The sequence below is a fragment of the Streptomyces stoeckheimensis genome, assembly GCF_045822005.1.
GTDB classification, from domain to species: Bacteria; Actinomycetota; Actinomycetes; order Streptomycetales; family Streptomycetaceae; genus Streptomyces; species Streptomyces stoeckheimensis.
Genome location: NZ_CP169552.1, coordinates 154,310 through 168,773, shown reverse-complemented (window position 1 = coordinate 168,773; position 14,464 = coordinate 154,310). Strand labels below are relative to the sequence as shown.

Annotated in this window: 14 protein-coding genes; 4 read left to right on the top strand and 10 right to left on the bottom strand. The window is 71.0% G+C overall.

Annotated elements, in window-relative coordinates; translation table 11 throughout:
- Window positions 1–241: 241 nt before the first annotated feature.
- Window positions 242–1,414, bottom strand: coding sequence for a glycosyltransferase (locus ACE1OC_RS42420; RefSeq protein ID WP_407842004.1), 1,173 nt, complete (start codon window positions 1,412–1,414; stop codon window positions 242–244).
- A 169-nt stretch (window positions 1,415–1,583) separates the two neighbouring features.
- Here ACE1OC_RS42420 and ACE1OC_RS42415 point away from each other — a divergent pair, with 169 nt between their 5' ends.
- Both ACE1OC_RS42415 and ACE1OC_RS42410 read left to right on the top strand, forming a co-directional pair.
- Complete coding sequence (locus ACE1OC_RS42415) at window positions 1,584–2,981, top strand: NDP-hexose 2,3-dehydratase family protein (RefSeq protein ID WP_407842003.1); 1,398 nt, start codon at window positions 1,584–1,586, stop codon at window positions 2,979–2,981.
- Window positions 2,978–3,967 carry a Gfo/Idh/MocA family protein gene (locus ACE1OC_RS42410; RefSeq protein ID WP_407842002.1) on the top strand — a complete coding sequence of 330 codons (990 nt, stop codon included), beginning with the start codon at window positions 2,978–2,980 and terminating at the stop codon, window positions 3,965–3,967. Before ACE1OC_RS42415 ends, ACE1OC_RS42410 begins: the two co-directional genes overlap by 4 nt.
- A 98-nt stretch (window positions 3,968–4,065) precedes the next feature.
- On the opposite strand, the gene ACE1OC_RS42405 is transcribed toward ACE1OC_RS42410, so the two are convergent.
- Window positions 4,066–4,485, bottom strand: a complete 420-nt coding sequence (locus ACE1OC_RS42405) for an ester cyclase (RefSeq protein ID WP_250745279.1) — start codon at window positions 4,483–4,485, stop codon at window positions 4,066–4,068.
- A gap of 107 nt (window positions 4,486–4,592) precedes the next feature.
- Window positions 4,593–5,237 (bottom strand): dihydrofolate reductase family protein, encoded by a 645-nt coding sequence (locus tag ACE1OC_RS42400; RefSeq protein WP_407842001.1) that lies wholly within the window; start codon window positions 5,235–5,237, stop codon window positions 4,593–4,595.
- A gap of 136 nt (window positions 5,238–5,373) precedes the next feature.
- On the opposite strand from ACE1OC_RS42400, the gene ACE1OC_RS42395 reads away from it, so the two are divergent.
- Together ACE1OC_RS42395 and rfbB are read left to right on the top strand one after the other, a co-directional pair.
- Window positions 5,374–6,441: a glucose-1-phosphate thymidylyltransferase gene (locus ACE1OC_RS42395; RefSeq protein ID WP_407842000.1), complete on the top strand. Its 1,068-nt coding sequence runs from the start codon at window positions 5,374–5,376 to the stop codon at window positions 6,439–6,441.
- On the top strand, window positions 6,438–7,433 hold the full coding sequence (rfbB, locus tag ACE1OC_RS42390) for a dTDP-glucose 4,6-dehydratase (protein ID WP_407841999.1): 996 nt from the start codon (window positions 6,438–6,440) through the stop codon (window positions 7,431–7,433). The genes ACE1OC_RS42395 and rfbB overlap by 4 nt, the downstream gene beginning before the upstream one ends.
- Before the next feature lie 68 nt (window positions 7,434–7,501).
- On the opposite strand, the gene ACE1OC_RS42385 is transcribed toward rfbB, so the two are convergent.
- The 7 genes from ACE1OC_RS42385 to ACE1OC_RS42355 form a co-directional block, all read right to left on the bottom strand.
- Window positions 7,502–8,116 carry a dTDP-4-dehydrorhamnose 3,5-epimerase family protein gene (locus tag ACE1OC_RS42385; protein WP_407841998.1) on the bottom strand — a complete coding sequence of 205 codons (615 nt, stop codon included), beginning with the start codon at window positions 8,114–8,116 and terminating at the stop codon, window positions 7,502–7,504.
- Window positions 8,117–8,272: 156 nt separating this feature from the next.
- Window positions 8,273–9,802 carry a DHA2 family efflux MFS transporter permease subunit gene (locus ACE1OC_RS42380; RefSeq protein ID WP_407841997.1) on the bottom strand — a complete coding sequence of 510 codons (1,530 nt, stop codon included), beginning with the start codon at window positions 9,800–9,802 and terminating at the stop codon, window positions 8,273–8,275.
- 163 nt (window positions 9,803–9,965) lie between these two features.
- Window positions 9,966–10,433, bottom strand: coding sequence for an ester cyclase (locus ACE1OC_RS42375; protein ID WP_250745285.1), 468 nt, complete (start codon window positions 10,431–10,433; stop codon window positions 9,966–9,968).
- A gap of 127 nt (window positions 10,434–10,560) precedes the next feature.
- Complete coding sequence (locus ACE1OC_RS42370; protein WP_274553382.1) at window positions 10,561–11,130, bottom strand: cupin domain-containing protein; 570 nt, start codon at window positions 11,128–11,130, stop codon at window positions 10,561–10,563.
- 49 nt (window positions 11,131–11,179) lie between these two features.
- Window positions 11,180–12,127 carry a TauD/TfdA family dioxygenase gene (locus ACE1OC_RS42365; protein WP_407841996.1) on the bottom strand — a complete coding sequence of 316 codons (948 nt, stop codon included), beginning with the start codon at window positions 12,125–12,127 and terminating at the stop codon, window positions 11,180–11,182.
- A complete protein-coding gene (locus ACE1OC_RS42360; RefSeq protein WP_407841995.1) occupies window positions 12,124–13,779 on the bottom strand; it encodes an AMP-binding protein in 1,656 nt (551 codons plus the stop codon). The genes ACE1OC_RS42365 and ACE1OC_RS42360 overlap by 4 nt, the downstream gene beginning before the upstream one ends.
- Entirely contained in the window at window positions 13,769–14,422 is a 654-nt protein-coding gene (locus tag ACE1OC_RS42355; RefSeq protein ID WP_407841994.1) for a thermostable hemolysin, read from the bottom strand. The genes ACE1OC_RS42360 and ACE1OC_RS42355 overlap by 11 nt, the downstream gene beginning before the upstream one ends.
- Between the last annotated feature and the right edge of the window lie 42 nt (window positions 14,423–14,464).

The following is a 14,464-nucleotide window of genomic DNA, read 5'->3' as shown; positions in this document are numbered from 1 at the left end:
ACGGGGGATGGACGTCCGGGAGTTCGGTGTCGCCGACGGTCCGGCGGGGCGGCCGCCGGGGCGGGAGTCCGGGCCGGCGCCCCGACCCCGCCCCGACCCGGTGGGGCCCGCCCCGACCTGGTCGGGCCCGGTCGGGGCCGGGGCGCCCGGTCGGGTCGGATCGGATCGGATCGGGACGTGGCGGGTAGGCCTGCCCTGTCGGGGCGGGACGGTGTGGGGGTGCCGGTCGGGGGAGCTTTGGTCAGGCGGCGAAGCCGGGGAGGCGGGCGGCGACCTCCTCCGGGTCCGGCATCGCGGCGATCTCCGCCGCGACCTTGCGGGCCGCGTCCCGGTAGCTCTCGTCGGCCAGGATGCGGCGGGCGTTCTCCGTCACGGCGTCGGCCGAGAGGTCGAAGACGACCTCGCCGGCTCCGACGGCGTGCAGCGACTGGCCGTTGGCCGGGCCGTCCGCGCCCTGCGGGAGGATCAGCTGGGGCAGTCCGGCCGCGAGCGTGGCCAGGGTCGTGCCGCTGCCGCCGTGCTGGACCACCAGCGACGCGCGCGCCAGCACCTCGGACTGCGGCACCCACGGCGCGGCGATCACGTGGGCGGGCAGGTCGCCGAGTTCGGCGCGCTGGATGCGGAACCCGGTGGCCACCAGCACCGGCAGGCCCAGCGGGCTCAGCCCGTCGATCGCGGTGCGCAGGTTGTCGGCGGAGCCCAGCGCGGTGCCCAGCGTGAGGTACACGAACGGGTCGCCGGAGGCGCCCAGTCCGCCCGGGATCTCGCCCTGCTCGACGTACGGGACGGGGCGCAGCTCGATGCGCGGCCAGCCGGACTCGAGGACGCTCCGGTCCTGGATGGAGGGCGGGGAGATGTCGATGAGGGTGTTGCCCAGGGTGCTCGCGCGGTCGGACGGAACGTCGACGCCGAGGTCGGCCGCGGTGGCGAGGATCTCCCGGCGGAGGCGGTCGGCCTCGTGGTCCTGCGAGATCGGGCCCACGCCGTGCGCGACGGCGGGGATGCCGGCGAGCCGTGCGGCGAAGCCAGCGCCCGGGTTGAGCACCTCGTGGACCACCAGGTCGGGGCGGTACGTGGCGAAGGCCGTGGCCAGGTCGGCGGCGACCCAGCGGGGCAGGACGGAGCCGAACACCTTGATGTGCAGGTCCGCGAGGACCGACGCCGGAACGTCCTGAGCTCCCACCTCGCCACCGTGCTGCTCGAGGAAGGCTTGACCGCCCGCTGCTTCGATGAACGCCTCGGGCACGGACCGGCCTGCCGTCACCGGCTCGAACCCCGCCTCACGGAGAGTCTGGTGGAACTGCTCACCCGTGGCGAACGCGACCTGGTGACCGGCTGCCCGTGCGGCCCTCGCCAAGGGAAGCAAGGGGAAGATGTGCCCGAAATTGCCCACGCTGGCAAAGAGGATTCTCATGAGGCCTCAGCGTAGGGTCGCCGCCACCCCATGTCTAGTGGTGCTAGGAAATTTATCGCTGACCGATTCCCTGTCGAGGCTCGCTCCAGTGGGGGCCGATCGCGCGCCTCCATCCTCGCGATGCGGCCGCCTGCCCCTGGGCATGCGGAACAAGGCGAAGGAGTCATTGATGATCACAGCCCAGACGGTGCCCGCGGGCCTCGTTCCGAGCCTCGGGCGACGGTTCACGCTGTCGGCCCGGACCCTCGACAGTGCGGTGACGCCCAACCCGGTGTTCCGCGCGTGGTTCGCGGAGCAGCGGCGCACCAACCGCTACGACGTGCGGCGCATCCCCTTCTCCGAGCTGGTCGGCTGGCACTTCGAGGAGTCCACGGGCAACCTCGTGCACGACAGCGGCCGGTTCTTCTCCGTCGTGGGACTGGACGTGCGGACGGAGTGGAACGGGTACGGCGCGTCCTGGTCGCAGCCGATCATCAACCAGCCCGAGATCGGCATCCTGGGCATCGTCGTCAAGGAGTTCGACGGCGTCCTGCACTGCCTGATGCAGGCCAAGATGGAGCCCGGGAACATCGAGACGGTGCAGCTGTCCCCCACCGTGCAGGCCACCCGGAGCAACTACACCGGTGTGCACAAGGGCGCGGCCGTCAACTACATCGAGTACTTCCGGCCGCCGCGGGTGGGCTCGCGGGTGCTCTACGACTCGCTCCAGTCCGAGCAGGGTTCCTGGTTCCTGCGCAAGCGCAACCGGAACATGGTCGTGGAGGCCATCGGCGACGTGCCGGAGCACGAGGACTTCGTGTGGCTGACGCTCGGCCAGATCCACCAGCTGCTGAACGAGTCCAACGTGGTCAACATGGACGCCCGCACGGTGCTGTCGCTGATCCCCTCCTTCGCCAGCGAGGGCACTCCGCTGCACAGCACGGAGACCCTGCTGAACCGGCTCACCGAGATCAAGGCGCTCCGGGAGCTGGTGCAGACCACCATGCCGCTGTCGGACGTACAGCGGTGGCAGCGCACGGAGTACGCGATCGAGCACGAGACGGGGCACCACTTCAGCGTCATCGCCGCCTCCGTGCAGGCCGCGAACCGCGAGGTGAAGAGCTGGACCCAGCCGCTGATCGCCCCCGCCGAGCAGGGGCTCGCGGCCTTCCTGGTCCGCCGGATCGGCGGGGTGACGCACCTGCTCGCGCAGGCCAGGTCCGAGGCGGGCGTCCTGGACGTGGCGGAGCTGGGCCCGACCGTGCAGTGCCAGCCGGCCCGGGCGCTGACCCTGCCCCCGGAGCAGCGGCCGCGCTACCTGGAACTGGTCCTGCGGGGTCAGGGCCGGCTGCTGTACGACACGGTCCAGTCCGAGGAGGGCGGCCGCTTCCACCACGCGGGCAACCGCTACGTACTCGTGGAAGTGGGGGACGAGTTCCCCCTCGACGTTCCCGAGGACTTCCTCTGGGTGACCCCGGGTCAGCTCGCCGGCCTGCTGCGGCACAGCAACTACCTCAACATCGAGGCCAGGACGCTGCTGACCAGTCTGCGTGCGACGCGGGCACTGGACGGGGAGTACGGCCTGTGAGCGGGACGGAGCCCAAGGCCGGGCGGCTGCGGATCGGTGTGCTGGGGTGCGCGGACATCGCCGAGCGCCGGATGCTGCCCTCGATGCTGAGGCAGCCGCTCGTCGAGGTGACGGCCGTGGCCAGCCGCAGGATCGAGCGGGCGCGGCAGTTCACCGAGCGGTTCGGCGGCTCCGCCGTGGCCGGGTACGAGCGGCTGCTGGAGCGGGACGACGTGGACGCGGTGTACGTGCCGCTGCCGCCCGAGCTGCACGTGGAGTGGACCCTGCGGGCGCTGGCCGCCGGCAAGCACGTGCTGTGCGAGAAGCCGTTCGCGACCCGGCTGGCCGACGCGGAGAAGGCCGTGTCCTTCGCCCGGGAGAGCGGTCTGCTGCTGATGGAGAACTTCATGTTCCTCCACCACTCCCAGCACGCGGAGGTACGGCGGCTGGTGGCGGAGGGCCTGATCGGCGAGGTCCAGCTCTTCGGCTCGGAGTTCGGCATACCGCTGCGCCCCGACGCGGGGCCGCAGGGGCTCCCGCGGCGCGCGAGCACCTTGCCGGAGGTCGCCGCGTACCCGATCCGCGCCGCCCGGCTCTTCCTCGGCGACGGACTGCGGGTGGCGGGTGCGCAGGTGCGCCCGGACAGCCCGTACGGTCCGCAGCCCTCGGGCAGCGCGCTGCTCGTCGCGCCGTCGGGGGTGGCGGCCCAGCTCGCGTACGGGGTCGAGCACGGCTACCGCAGCGGCTACGGGCTGTGGGGCAGCGAGGGACGGCTGCGTCTGGAGCGCGCCTTCAGCACTCCGGACGAACTCACGCCCCTGCTCCGGGTGGAGCGGGGCGGCACCGTCACGGAGATCCCGCTCGAGGCGGACCGGCACTTCACGAACATCGCCGGCGTGTTCGCCCGGGCCGTGCTGTGCGGGGAGGACTTCACCCCGCACACGGAGGCGATCCTGGCCCACGCCCGGCTCGTGGACGAGGTGGAGCGCGCCGCCGCCTCGTTCTGACGGCGGAACGACGGAACGGCCGATGGGCCGGTGCGTGCGGTGGGGTCCACCGCGTGCACCGGCCCATCGGCCGTCGTCCGTCGTCCGTCCGCGGGGCGCTACTCGCCCTGGCCCGCGTAGAAGTCGGCGCCGAGCTGGTGGAACATGCCCGCCACGTCGAGCTGGTCCCAGTGCTCGGCCAGCAGGCCGTCCTCGACGCGCCAGATGTCGATCGTCTGGAAGGTGAGGGTGCGGCCGGTGGCCGGTATGCCGAAGAAGACGCCCTGGTGGGTGCCCGAGTACTCGAAGCGGCCGACGATCCGGTCGCCTTCCACGATCAGGTCGTGCACGAGGATCTTGACGTCCGGGAAGGCGTCGAAGATCTGCTGGAAGAAGGCCGTGTTGGCCTCGATGCCGTCCGCGACGATCGGGTTGTGGTCGATGTGTCCGGGAGCGGTGTGCTCGGCCATCGTGCTCACGTCGTGACTGTTGATCATGTCCACGAAGCGCTGGATGAGTTCGCGGTGGTTGTCAGACATATCGGGGTGCCTCTCTGGGCTCTCGCGTCGGTGGGCGGTGAACCGAGGATCCTCAACCCCGGTCGAGCCGTTCTGGAGGACGCCTGGCCCTGGACACCCCCGAGCGGTCACTTCCGCCAGAAGAGGTGGTGCGTCACCCCGCTCGGGCTGGGAACGACGTCCAGGTGGAACCGGTCGAGCAGCTCGTCGGGGGACTCCCAGAGACGGACTCCGGACCCGAGCTTCAGCGGTGAGACCACCACGTGCAGGGTGTCGACGAGGTCGGCGTCGAGGAACTGCCGGATGGTGCCGGCCCCGCCGCCGAGCCTGACGTCCTTGCCCTGCGCCGCCTCCCGGGCCTGCCGCAGGACCGTGGCGGGGTCGCCGTCGACGAAGTGGAAGGTGGTGTCGGACAGCGTGAACGAAGGACGCTCGTGGTGGGTCAGGACGAACACCGGGGTGTGGAACGGGGGCTCGTCGCCCCACCAGCCCTGCCACTCGTGGTCCTGCCAGGGCCCGCGCTGGGGCCCGAACTTGTTGCGGCCCATGATCTCGGCGCCGATGTTGCGGGCGTAGTCCCGCGTGAAGTAGTCGTCCAGGCCCCGGCTCCCGCCGGGATCGGTGCGCATGGGCCAGCTCGCCGTGGCACCGGCCCAGGCGAACAGCCTCCCGGGATCGACGTGCCCGAACGGCCTCTCGAGGGTCTGGTCCTCGCCGGCACCGATCCCGTCGCTCGAGACGTTGAAGTTCTGGACCCTCAGCAGCTGAGCCACGTGTTCCTCCTGTGTTGGCGACGACCTTACTGAGAGAGACCTTCCGGTCCGGGAAAACTCATCGCCGCTTCCGGGTGACGTCTGCCCGGCCGGTCCCCCACCCCGGCTCAAGTGCCCGCTCCTAGCCTTCGGTGCCATGAAAGCTCTCGTGCTCTCCGGCGGGGCCGGAACCCGCCTGCGCCCCCTCACCCACACATCAGCCAAGCAGCTCGTTCCCGTGGCCAACAAGCCGGTGCTCTTCTACGGTCTGGAGGCGATAGCCGACGCCGGCATCACCGAGGTCGGGATCGTCGTCGGGGACACCGCCGAGGAGATCAGGGAAGCCGTCGGTGACGGTTCGAAGTTCGGTCTCCGGGTCACCTACATCCCCCAGTCCGCGCCGCTGGGCCTGGCCCATGCCGTGGTGATCGCCCGCGAGTTCCTCGCCGACGACGACTTCGTCATGTACCTCGGGGACAACTTCATCGTCGGCGGCATCCGCGGCCTGGTCGAGGCCTTCCAGGCGGAGCGGCCGGCGGCGCAGATCCTGCTCACCGAGGTCTCGGACCCGCGGGCCTTCGGGGTGGCCGAGCTGGGCCCCGACGGCCGGGTGGTGGGCCTGGAGGAGAAGCCGGAGTTCCCCAAGAGCAATCTCGCGCTCGTCGGGGTCTACCTGTTCACCAGCGCCGTGCACCGGGCCGTTCGCGCCATCGAGCCGTCCTGGCGCGGCGAGCTGGAGATCACCCACGCGCTGCAGTGGCTGATCGACGCGCGCGAGGACGTCCGCTCCACGACGATCTCCGGCTACTGGAAGGACACCGGGAACGTCGCCGACATGCTGGAGGTCAACCGCTCCGTCCTCGAACTCGCCGAACCGCACACCCGCGGCGAGGTCGACGAGGAGAGCGAGATCATCGGCCGGGTCCAGATCGACGAGGGCGCCACGGTGAGCGGATCGCGGATCGTGGGTCCCGTCGTGATCGGGCAGGGCGCGGTGGTTTCGGGCTCCTACATCGGCCCGTTCACGTCCATCTCGCGGGACTGCCGGATCGTCGACAGCGAGATCGAGTTCTCCATCGTCCTGGACGGGGCTTCGGTGCGCGGCGTCAGCCGGGTGGAGGCCTCGATCATCGGACGCCACGCGGAGGTGACGCCCGCCCCGCCGGTGCCCGCCGCCCACCGGCTCGTCCTCGGAGACCACAGCAAGGTGCAGATATCCTCATGACCACGACACGCATCCTGGTGACCGGCGGAGCCGGGTTCATCGGCTCCCACTACGTCCGTACGCTGCTGGGCCCCCAGGGGCCGGGCGGCGTAGCGATCACGGTGCTGGACAAGCTCACCTACGCGGGCAACCCCGCCAACCTCGACCCGGTCCGCGGGCACCCCGGCTTCCGCTTCGTACAGGGCGACATCTGCGACGCGGAGCTGGTGCGGGAGCTGGTGGCCGGGCACGACCAGGTCGTGCACTTCGCCGCCGAGTCCCACGTGGACCGCTCCATCCTCGGCGCCGGCGAGTTCATCACCACGAACGTGCTGGGCACCCAGACCCTGCTGGACGCGGCGCTGCGCCGCCCGGGCGGCAGCGCCCGCTTCCTGCACGTCTCCACGGACGAGGTGTACGGCTCGGTGTCCGAGGGGTCCTGGCCGGAGACCGATCCGCTGCGGCCCAACTCCCCGTACGCGGCCTCCAAGGCCTCCTCCGACCTCATCGCCCTGTCCTACCACCGCACGCACGGCCTGGACGTGCGGGTCACGCGCTGCTCGAACAACTACGGGCACCACCACTTCCCCGAGAAGGTCATCCCGCTGTTCGCCACCCGGCTGCTCGACGGGCTGCGCGTCCCGCTGTACGGGGAGGGGCTCAACGTCCGGGACTGGCTGCACATCGACGACCACGTCCAGGGGCTGGAGCTGGTGCGCACCGGCGGCCGGCCCGGCGAGGTGTACAACATCGGCGGCGGCACGGAGCTCAGCAACAAGGAACTGACCACGCTGCTCCTGGACCTGGCCGGTGCGGGCTGGGACAGCGTCGAGCACGTGGCCGACCGGCTGGGGCACGACCTGCGCTACTCGGTGGACTGCTCCAAGATCTCGGCCGAGCTGGGCTACCGGCCGCGCAAGGACTTCGCCGAGGGGCTCGCGGAGACCTTCGCCTGGTACCGGAACAACCGCGCCTGGTGGGAACCCCTGCAGCAGCGGGCCGCCCTGACCTGAGCGGGCCGGCGGGCACACGAAGACGCGGCGGGCATGTACGGCGCCCGCCGCGTTCTCGTGCGCCCGGATCAGCGGGCGGGGCGGTTCGCGTAGGAGTCCCCGTAGGAGGCGACGGCCTCTTGGTACGTCGGGAGCAGTCCGAGGGCGACGGCCTGCGAGAGGCTCGGCGCGGCGGCGTCCTTCTCTGACCTGATGTACGGCTCCGAGCCGTTCCACGGTATGCCGATCTCCGGGTCGAGCGCCTGGATGTCCACCATGGTGCCGGGCACGTACTCCTCGGAGCAGAGGTAGTTCATGCAGGTGTCCTCGGTCAGGGCGAGGAAGGCGTGGCCGAGGCCGTCCGCGAGGTAGACGCCGATGCCCGAGTCGGCCTCCTGGAGGGTGGTGTCGAACATCCCGAAGGTGGGCGAGCCGACCCTCAGGTCCACGACCACGTCGAGGGCGGCGCCCCGGACGCAGGTCACCAGCTTGGCCTGGCCGGGCGGCAGCATCGTGCCGTGGATGCCGCGGAGCGTATTGCGCCGCGAGACCGAGAAGTTGACCTGCCGCACGGTGAACGGCTGGCCGGTCAGCTCGGTCAGTTCGCCGATGCGCCAGGCCTCGAAGAACCTGCCGCGGTTGTCCGACAGCGGCGACGGCGTGATCCGGAAGGCGTCCTGGATCTTCATCTCCTCAATGGGCATGTTTCCTCGGTTCGTTGTCGTAAGGGGTGAACTGCGGGCCGGGTCAGAGTCTGTGGCGGCCGGCTCCGGCAGCGCTCGGAGCGGGCTGGAGCGGACATGGCGACGGCCTCCGCGCGCGGGCGCGGAGGCCGTCGACAGGCGTACGGGGCTGCGGTGTCAGCGCACCGCGGCCGGTGCGGCCTCCTCGGCGGCGACCGGGGCCGGCGTCCCGGCGGACGGGGACGGGGACGTGGGGGAGGACGCGGACGTGGAGGAGGACGTGGACGCGGACTGCGCCACGGGCGGGCCGCTCGCCCGGCGGCCCGGGGCGATCAGCATGGACAGGGTCGCGGCGGCCACGGCGGCGGCGCCGACCCACATGGCGGGGACGAGGCCGTCGACGAAGTCGTCCGCCGAGGCGTACCCGCCGTTGGCGCTGAAGATCGAGGCCAGCAGGGCCACACCGAGCGCGGCGCCGACCTCGCGGGTGGCGGCGGTGACGCCCGAGGCGATGCCCTGCTCGTGCTCCTTGACCGAAGCCATCGTCAGGTTCATCAGCGGGGCGTAGAACAGGGCCATGCCCGCGCCGCAGATCATCAGGGAGGGCAGCTGGGCGACGTAGGAGGTGCCCGGTTCCAGGATGAAGGCCCACCAGACCATGCCGGCCGTCATCATCGCGAGGCCGAGGGTGACCACCGGCTTGCCGCCGATGCGGTCGGAGACCATGCCGCCGAGCGGGGCCACGACCATCGGCATGGCGGTCCAGGCGAGCAGCCGGACGCCTGTCTCCATGGCGCTGTAGCCCTGGATGCTCTGGAAGAACTGGGTCATCAGGAAGATCGCGCCGAACATGCCGACCGACATCAGGGTGCCGGCGAGGTTGATCGCGGTGAACGCCTTGATCCGGAACAGCCGCATCGGCACCATCGGGTGCTCGGTGTGGTTCTCCCAGAGGACGAAGAGGACCATGACGACGGCTCCGCCGATCATGGAGCCGAGCACCAGCGGCGAGGTCCAGCCGTCGATGTTGCCCTTGACGATGCCGAGGACGATGCCGAACAGGCCGATGCCGCCCAGGATGGTGCCGACGACGTCGAGGCGGGAGCCGGAGACCTTGCTCTCCGCCAGCATGCGCAGCGAGACCGGCGCGAGGATCAGACCGATCGGCACGTTGAGCCAGAAGATCCACTGCCAGGAGAGGTGCTCGACGATGGCGCCGCCCACGAGCGGACCGGCGGCGACCGAGAGGCCGTTGACGGCGCCCCAGATGCCGAGCGCCGTACCGCGCTTCTCCGCGGGTACCGCGGCGGTCAGCAGGGTCACCGACAGCGGCATGATCATCGCCGCACCGGCGCCCTGGACGGCGCGCGCCGCGATCAGTTCCGAGATGCCCGGGGCGAGCGCACCGGCGGCCGAGGCGGCCGTGAAGAGCAGCAGGCCCAGGACGAAGACCTTGCGCCGGCCGAAGCGGTCACCCAGTGCGGCGCCGAACATCATCAGCACCGCGAAGGACAGCGTGTAGGCGTTGACCGTCCATTCCAGATCCGAGAGGCTGCCGCCCAGTTTGTCCTTGATGGTCGGCAGCGCAGTGATGATCACCAGCTGATCGAGCCCCGCCATGAAGGAGGCGACACTGGTGGTGAGGATGGCCCATAAGACCACCTTCTTGTTCCCACCGCCCGGGGCTGGGGGGTTGACGGCGCTCATTGAGAGCTTCCTTTCTGGAGGGTGACACATGCCGAGCCGGCGCTCCTGACGCTACGGACGGAACCTCAAGTTCAACTTGAGTTCCGGTCGGGCGCCGCAACGCTGCGGGGCCCCGCACCGGCATCGGTACGGGGCCCCGCATCAGCGCGAAGGGCGTACCGGGTCAGCCGAGCTGACGCTGGAACGTGGCGATGTCGAAGTAGAGGGTCTCGTCGACCAGCACGTCGCCGTCGAAGTGGAAGAAGACGGCGACGGGGGCGTCGATGGACTTGCCGAGGTTGGGTATCCCCCGCCAGTCCGCCTCCTGCTTGCCGCGCGCCTGCGCCTCGAGGATGACCGCGGTGGGGGTGTGGTGCACGTGGTGCAGCTCGTGCTCCAGGTTGGGGAAAGCGGCCTGGAGCTCGGCGAAGTAGCCCTTCTTGATGGCTTCCGCACCGATCAGCGGGCCCTCCTCGAAGGCCTGGATGCGGTAGATGCCGCCGCGCGGGAAGGTGGCGAGCACACCGTCGATGTCCCAGGCGATCTCGGCGACCGTGTGCTCCAGGATGACCGCTTCGCGCTTCTTGCGCAGGTCGGCATCGGGCTGGGGCAGATCCGCACCGGGCAGGATGAACTCGTGCTCCATGGCCATGACATTCCTCCACGCATTGACCGTCTTCTGATGCGGCTGACGCTAGGAGGCACGCCTCGGCGCACCCTCGATTCCGGCTCGAATGCCGGTTCGTGCGGGTGGACGTACGGGCGACCGTACGGGTCGCTCAGGCGGCGGCCCTGCTCTGGTCTGCGCGCTGGGGCGGGCGGTAGGTGGGGCGGTAGCCGCAGGCCAGGCCGACCGGCGCGAGCAGGGTGGACAGGGCCATGTCGACGGCGTGGGGGCGTCCGGTGACGGCCCGGTACTCGTCGCGGAAGCCCAGCGCGAGCAACGGCATCTGCAGGAAGGGGGTGCCGTCGGGGCGCAGCCTGCCTTCGCCGGCCAGTCCCCACAGGGTTTCGAAGAGCTGCTCGGTCCGGTAGGCCGGGGTGACGCGCCAGGTCATCCGGGTCCGCTCCGGACCGTCGTTCCACATCGAGTGGGCCACGCCCGGCGGGATGTGGAACTCGGCTCCCGCGCTGTAGGTGTGCAGGGTGCCGTCGAGCCGGACGTTGATCTGCCCGCTCTGGACGCGGAAGAGCTCGGTCTGCTTGGGGTGGTAGTGCGCGGGCGGCATGTGGGCGGCGCTCGCGTAGTCGACCTCCACTTCCAGGTAGGCGCCGTCCGTGTCGGCCGCCGTGGCCAGGAAGGTGAGCCGGTCGGCCCCCATGTGCAGGGTGTCTCCGGAGCGTGCCATCGGATGTTTCTCCCATCATCGGTCCGGACGGTCCGGACGGTCGGGACGGTCAGGCGGCGGGGGCCTCGATGTAGCTGAGGGCGTTGAAGATCGTGCGGTTCGGGTCGGTGATGGCCCGGCGTCCGTGCATGACCCGGGTGTTGTCGATGAGGGCGGCGTCGCCGTCCTGCCAGTCGAGGTTCTCCGTGAGGCGGGCCGTCACCGCCTCGACCTCGGCGAGCAGTTCCGCGGAGAGCTCGGTGCCGTCGGCGAAGGTGATCTTCGGCTTCTCGTAGTTGAAGGAGGGCCCGAGGATGCTGTTGGCGAAGGAGGGCCGCTCGGCGAAGACCGTGCGGCCGGCGGCCGGGGTGCGGAAGGAGTAGCGGACTCCGCCGTCCTCCTGGGCCACGATCTTGGTGCCGGGGGTCCGGTCGCCGAGCGCGATGAGCTCCGCGACGTCGATCTCCTCGGCGGGCGTGGTGCCGCCCAGCAGGTGGTGGGCCATGGCGCGCCACTGCGCCTCGGCGACGTAGCGGCTGTAGACGATGTCCTGCGCGGCGAAGGCCTCGCGCGCCGCCGGGCTGAAGGCGTCCCAGACGCGGTAGCCGTCGCAGACGGTGGTCTGGGAGCCGGAGGAAGCGGCCTTCTCGCAGAAGAACCAGGCGAGGTGGGAGCGGAAGGGGCTGTTGCCGTTCTCGGTGTGCAGGCCGACCTCGTCGAAGCCGGCGTCGACCTTCTGCGCGACCTCGGAGTAGAAGTCGCGGGCGGGGTCGATGGTGGTCGAGGTGGACGTGGACTGCACCAGCGCGGTGAAGCCGGCCATGTCGGAGCCGGTGAAGCCCCGGAGCAGCAGGAAGCCCGCCTCCGCCAGCAGGCCGCGCAGGACCTTCGGGTCGATGTCCGCGAGGTTTCCGCCCTCGACGGGCTCCACGAGCAGTCCGGTGCCGGTGCCGTAGGGGGTGGTTCTGACAGCGGCGGCGGTCGTCGTGGCGGCGGTCGTGATGACGGCGGAGGTCATGCCTTCTCCAGGTTCTTATCGGTGTGGTGGGGCTCGCTGTGGTGGGACTCGCTGTGGATGCGCAGGACGTGGGCCCGTACGACGTCGCGCCGGGGGCGTCCGGTGACGGTGAAGCAGGTGGCGTACCCGGGGTCGTCCTCGGGCATGAGGTGGATGACGGCGGCGCGTTCGATGCCGGAGAGCCGTTCGCGGCCGAAGGCGTCGATCCGGCGCCGTGCGGTGGCGTGGTCCAGGCCGGCGTCGACGACGAAGAGGCCGTGGACCTGTTCGAGCCCGTCGGCGACGACCGCGGCCTCGCGGATGAAGCCGAGTTCGCGGTAGCGGGACTCGACCCACTCCGGAGAGACGTTGCGCCCGCTCGCGGTGATCACCATGCTCTTCTTGCGGCCGGTGATCCGCAGGTAGCCGTCCTCGTCGATCTCGGCGAGGTCGCCGGTGTGCAGCCGCCCCTGTTCGTCCACGACGACGCTGGAGGGGTCTTCCCGGGTGTACCCGGCGAACAGGGAGGTGCTGTGGATCAGCAGTTCGCCGTCCTCGGCCAGTTCGGCCTTCACGTGGTCCAGCGGGCGTCCCACGGTGCCGAACCGGACCTCGCCGGGGACGTTCCAGGAGACCACCGAGGAGTTCTCGCTGAGCCCGTAGCCCTCGTGGACGGTGAGTCCGTACGCGTCCAGGCGCCGCAGGACCTCCGCGGGCACGGGGGCTCCGCCGCAGGCGATGAAGACCGGGCCGTCGTGGCCGAAGATCCGCTGGTGGCGCTCCCGCACGCTCTCCCGGGGCTGCTCGTCGCACAGCGCGAGGAACAGGGCGGCGACCGTGGGCGGTACGACCAGGGCGGTGGGGCGGGCCTGGCGCAGCAGGGTGAGCATCCGGGGCCCGGCGTCGGCGGCGGTGCCGACCAGCGCGGTGCCGGGCGGCAGGAAGGACACCGAACCGCCCGTGAGGAAGGGCATGTAGAGCCCGGCGACCTGTTCGATGAGCAGGCTCAGGGGCACGACCGAGAGGTAGCGCTCGAAGTCGGCCGGGCGGATGCGTGCCCGCAGCGAGGTCAGCAGTTCGTCCAGGCCGTGCCGGCGGATCCGTACCCCCTTGGGGGCCGAGGTGGTGCCGGAGGTGTGGATGACCTTGACGACCGCGTCCTGCGCGGGGACTTCGGGGAGGGGCCGCGCGGCGGGCGCCCCGGCCGGCAGTTCCGGCGGGCCGATGGGGGTCACGGGGCAGCCGGCCGGCAGGACGGCGGCCGCGGTGCTCCGCGTCCAGCGCTCCAGGGCGCGGGCGCCGCTGTCGTCGACGAGGCAGATGTCGGCGCTCTCCAGGAGGGAGGCCGCCTGCTCGGCGGTGAAGGCGGTGGGGACCGGGATCTCCACGGCTCCGCCGAACAGGAGGGCGAGGTCGGCCACGACCCACTCGGGGGAGTTCTCGGCGAGCAGTCCCACCCGGGCGGGGCGGCCGTGCTCCCCGGCCCAGCGTTCCAGCCGTCCGGCCCAGACGAGGGCGGCGCCGATGATCTCGCGGTAGCTCCAGGCGGCCGCGGTGCCGGCGGGGGCGCCGTCCGGGCCGACGGCGGCGAGCACGCGCACCATCACGGCGTCGCTGTCCGCCTGTTCCAGCAGTCTCCCGGCGAGGGACACCCGGGGTGTGTCATGCGGCACGGGTCAGCACCTTCGCCTCCGGGCGGTTGCTGACGAACCGCATGTCGATCTTCTCGAAGCAGTAGCGGCCGATGGCGGCGAGCAGCAGCGTGCTCTGCTCGGCGGCTATGGCGTACCCGACCATCGGCCGGGTCTCGTAGTACGAGCCCCAGGTGGCCGCCTCCTCGGTGGAGAGCCGGTCGGGCGAGGCGTCGGCGAGGGGGTGGAAGACCACGCCGAGGCGCTGCATCAGGGCGGCGAGCCGGTGGGTCATCGTCATCACCGCGTAGGGGCGGCCGAGGCAGGCCATGACCAGCGGGATGGACTTGATGATCTCGGCGCCCGCGGTCGCCCGGACCGAGGAGATGTTGCCGACCTGCATCACCTGGGAGCGCTTGACCGGCGCGTCGACGTCGGCGCTGATGACCTCCTCGACGGGGGCGTCGAGGTAGCTCTCCAGCAGGATGTCGGACCCCTCGGCGTAGGTGATGCCCGCGCAGGCGAGGGCTTCCTCTGTTCCGTCGTCGTTGTCCTCGAAGAAGGCGAGGAAGCTGTCCGGGTCCGGAGCGATGCTGGCCTGGTACTGCTTGGCGAACACCTTCTGGGCCAGGTCTGCGGCGACCAGCCAGTCGGGAGTGCCGCGCTCGGAAAGCGTGATTCTCATGTGCCGCCCCTTGGAGGGTGGAGTGGGAGGAGAGGAAGGGTT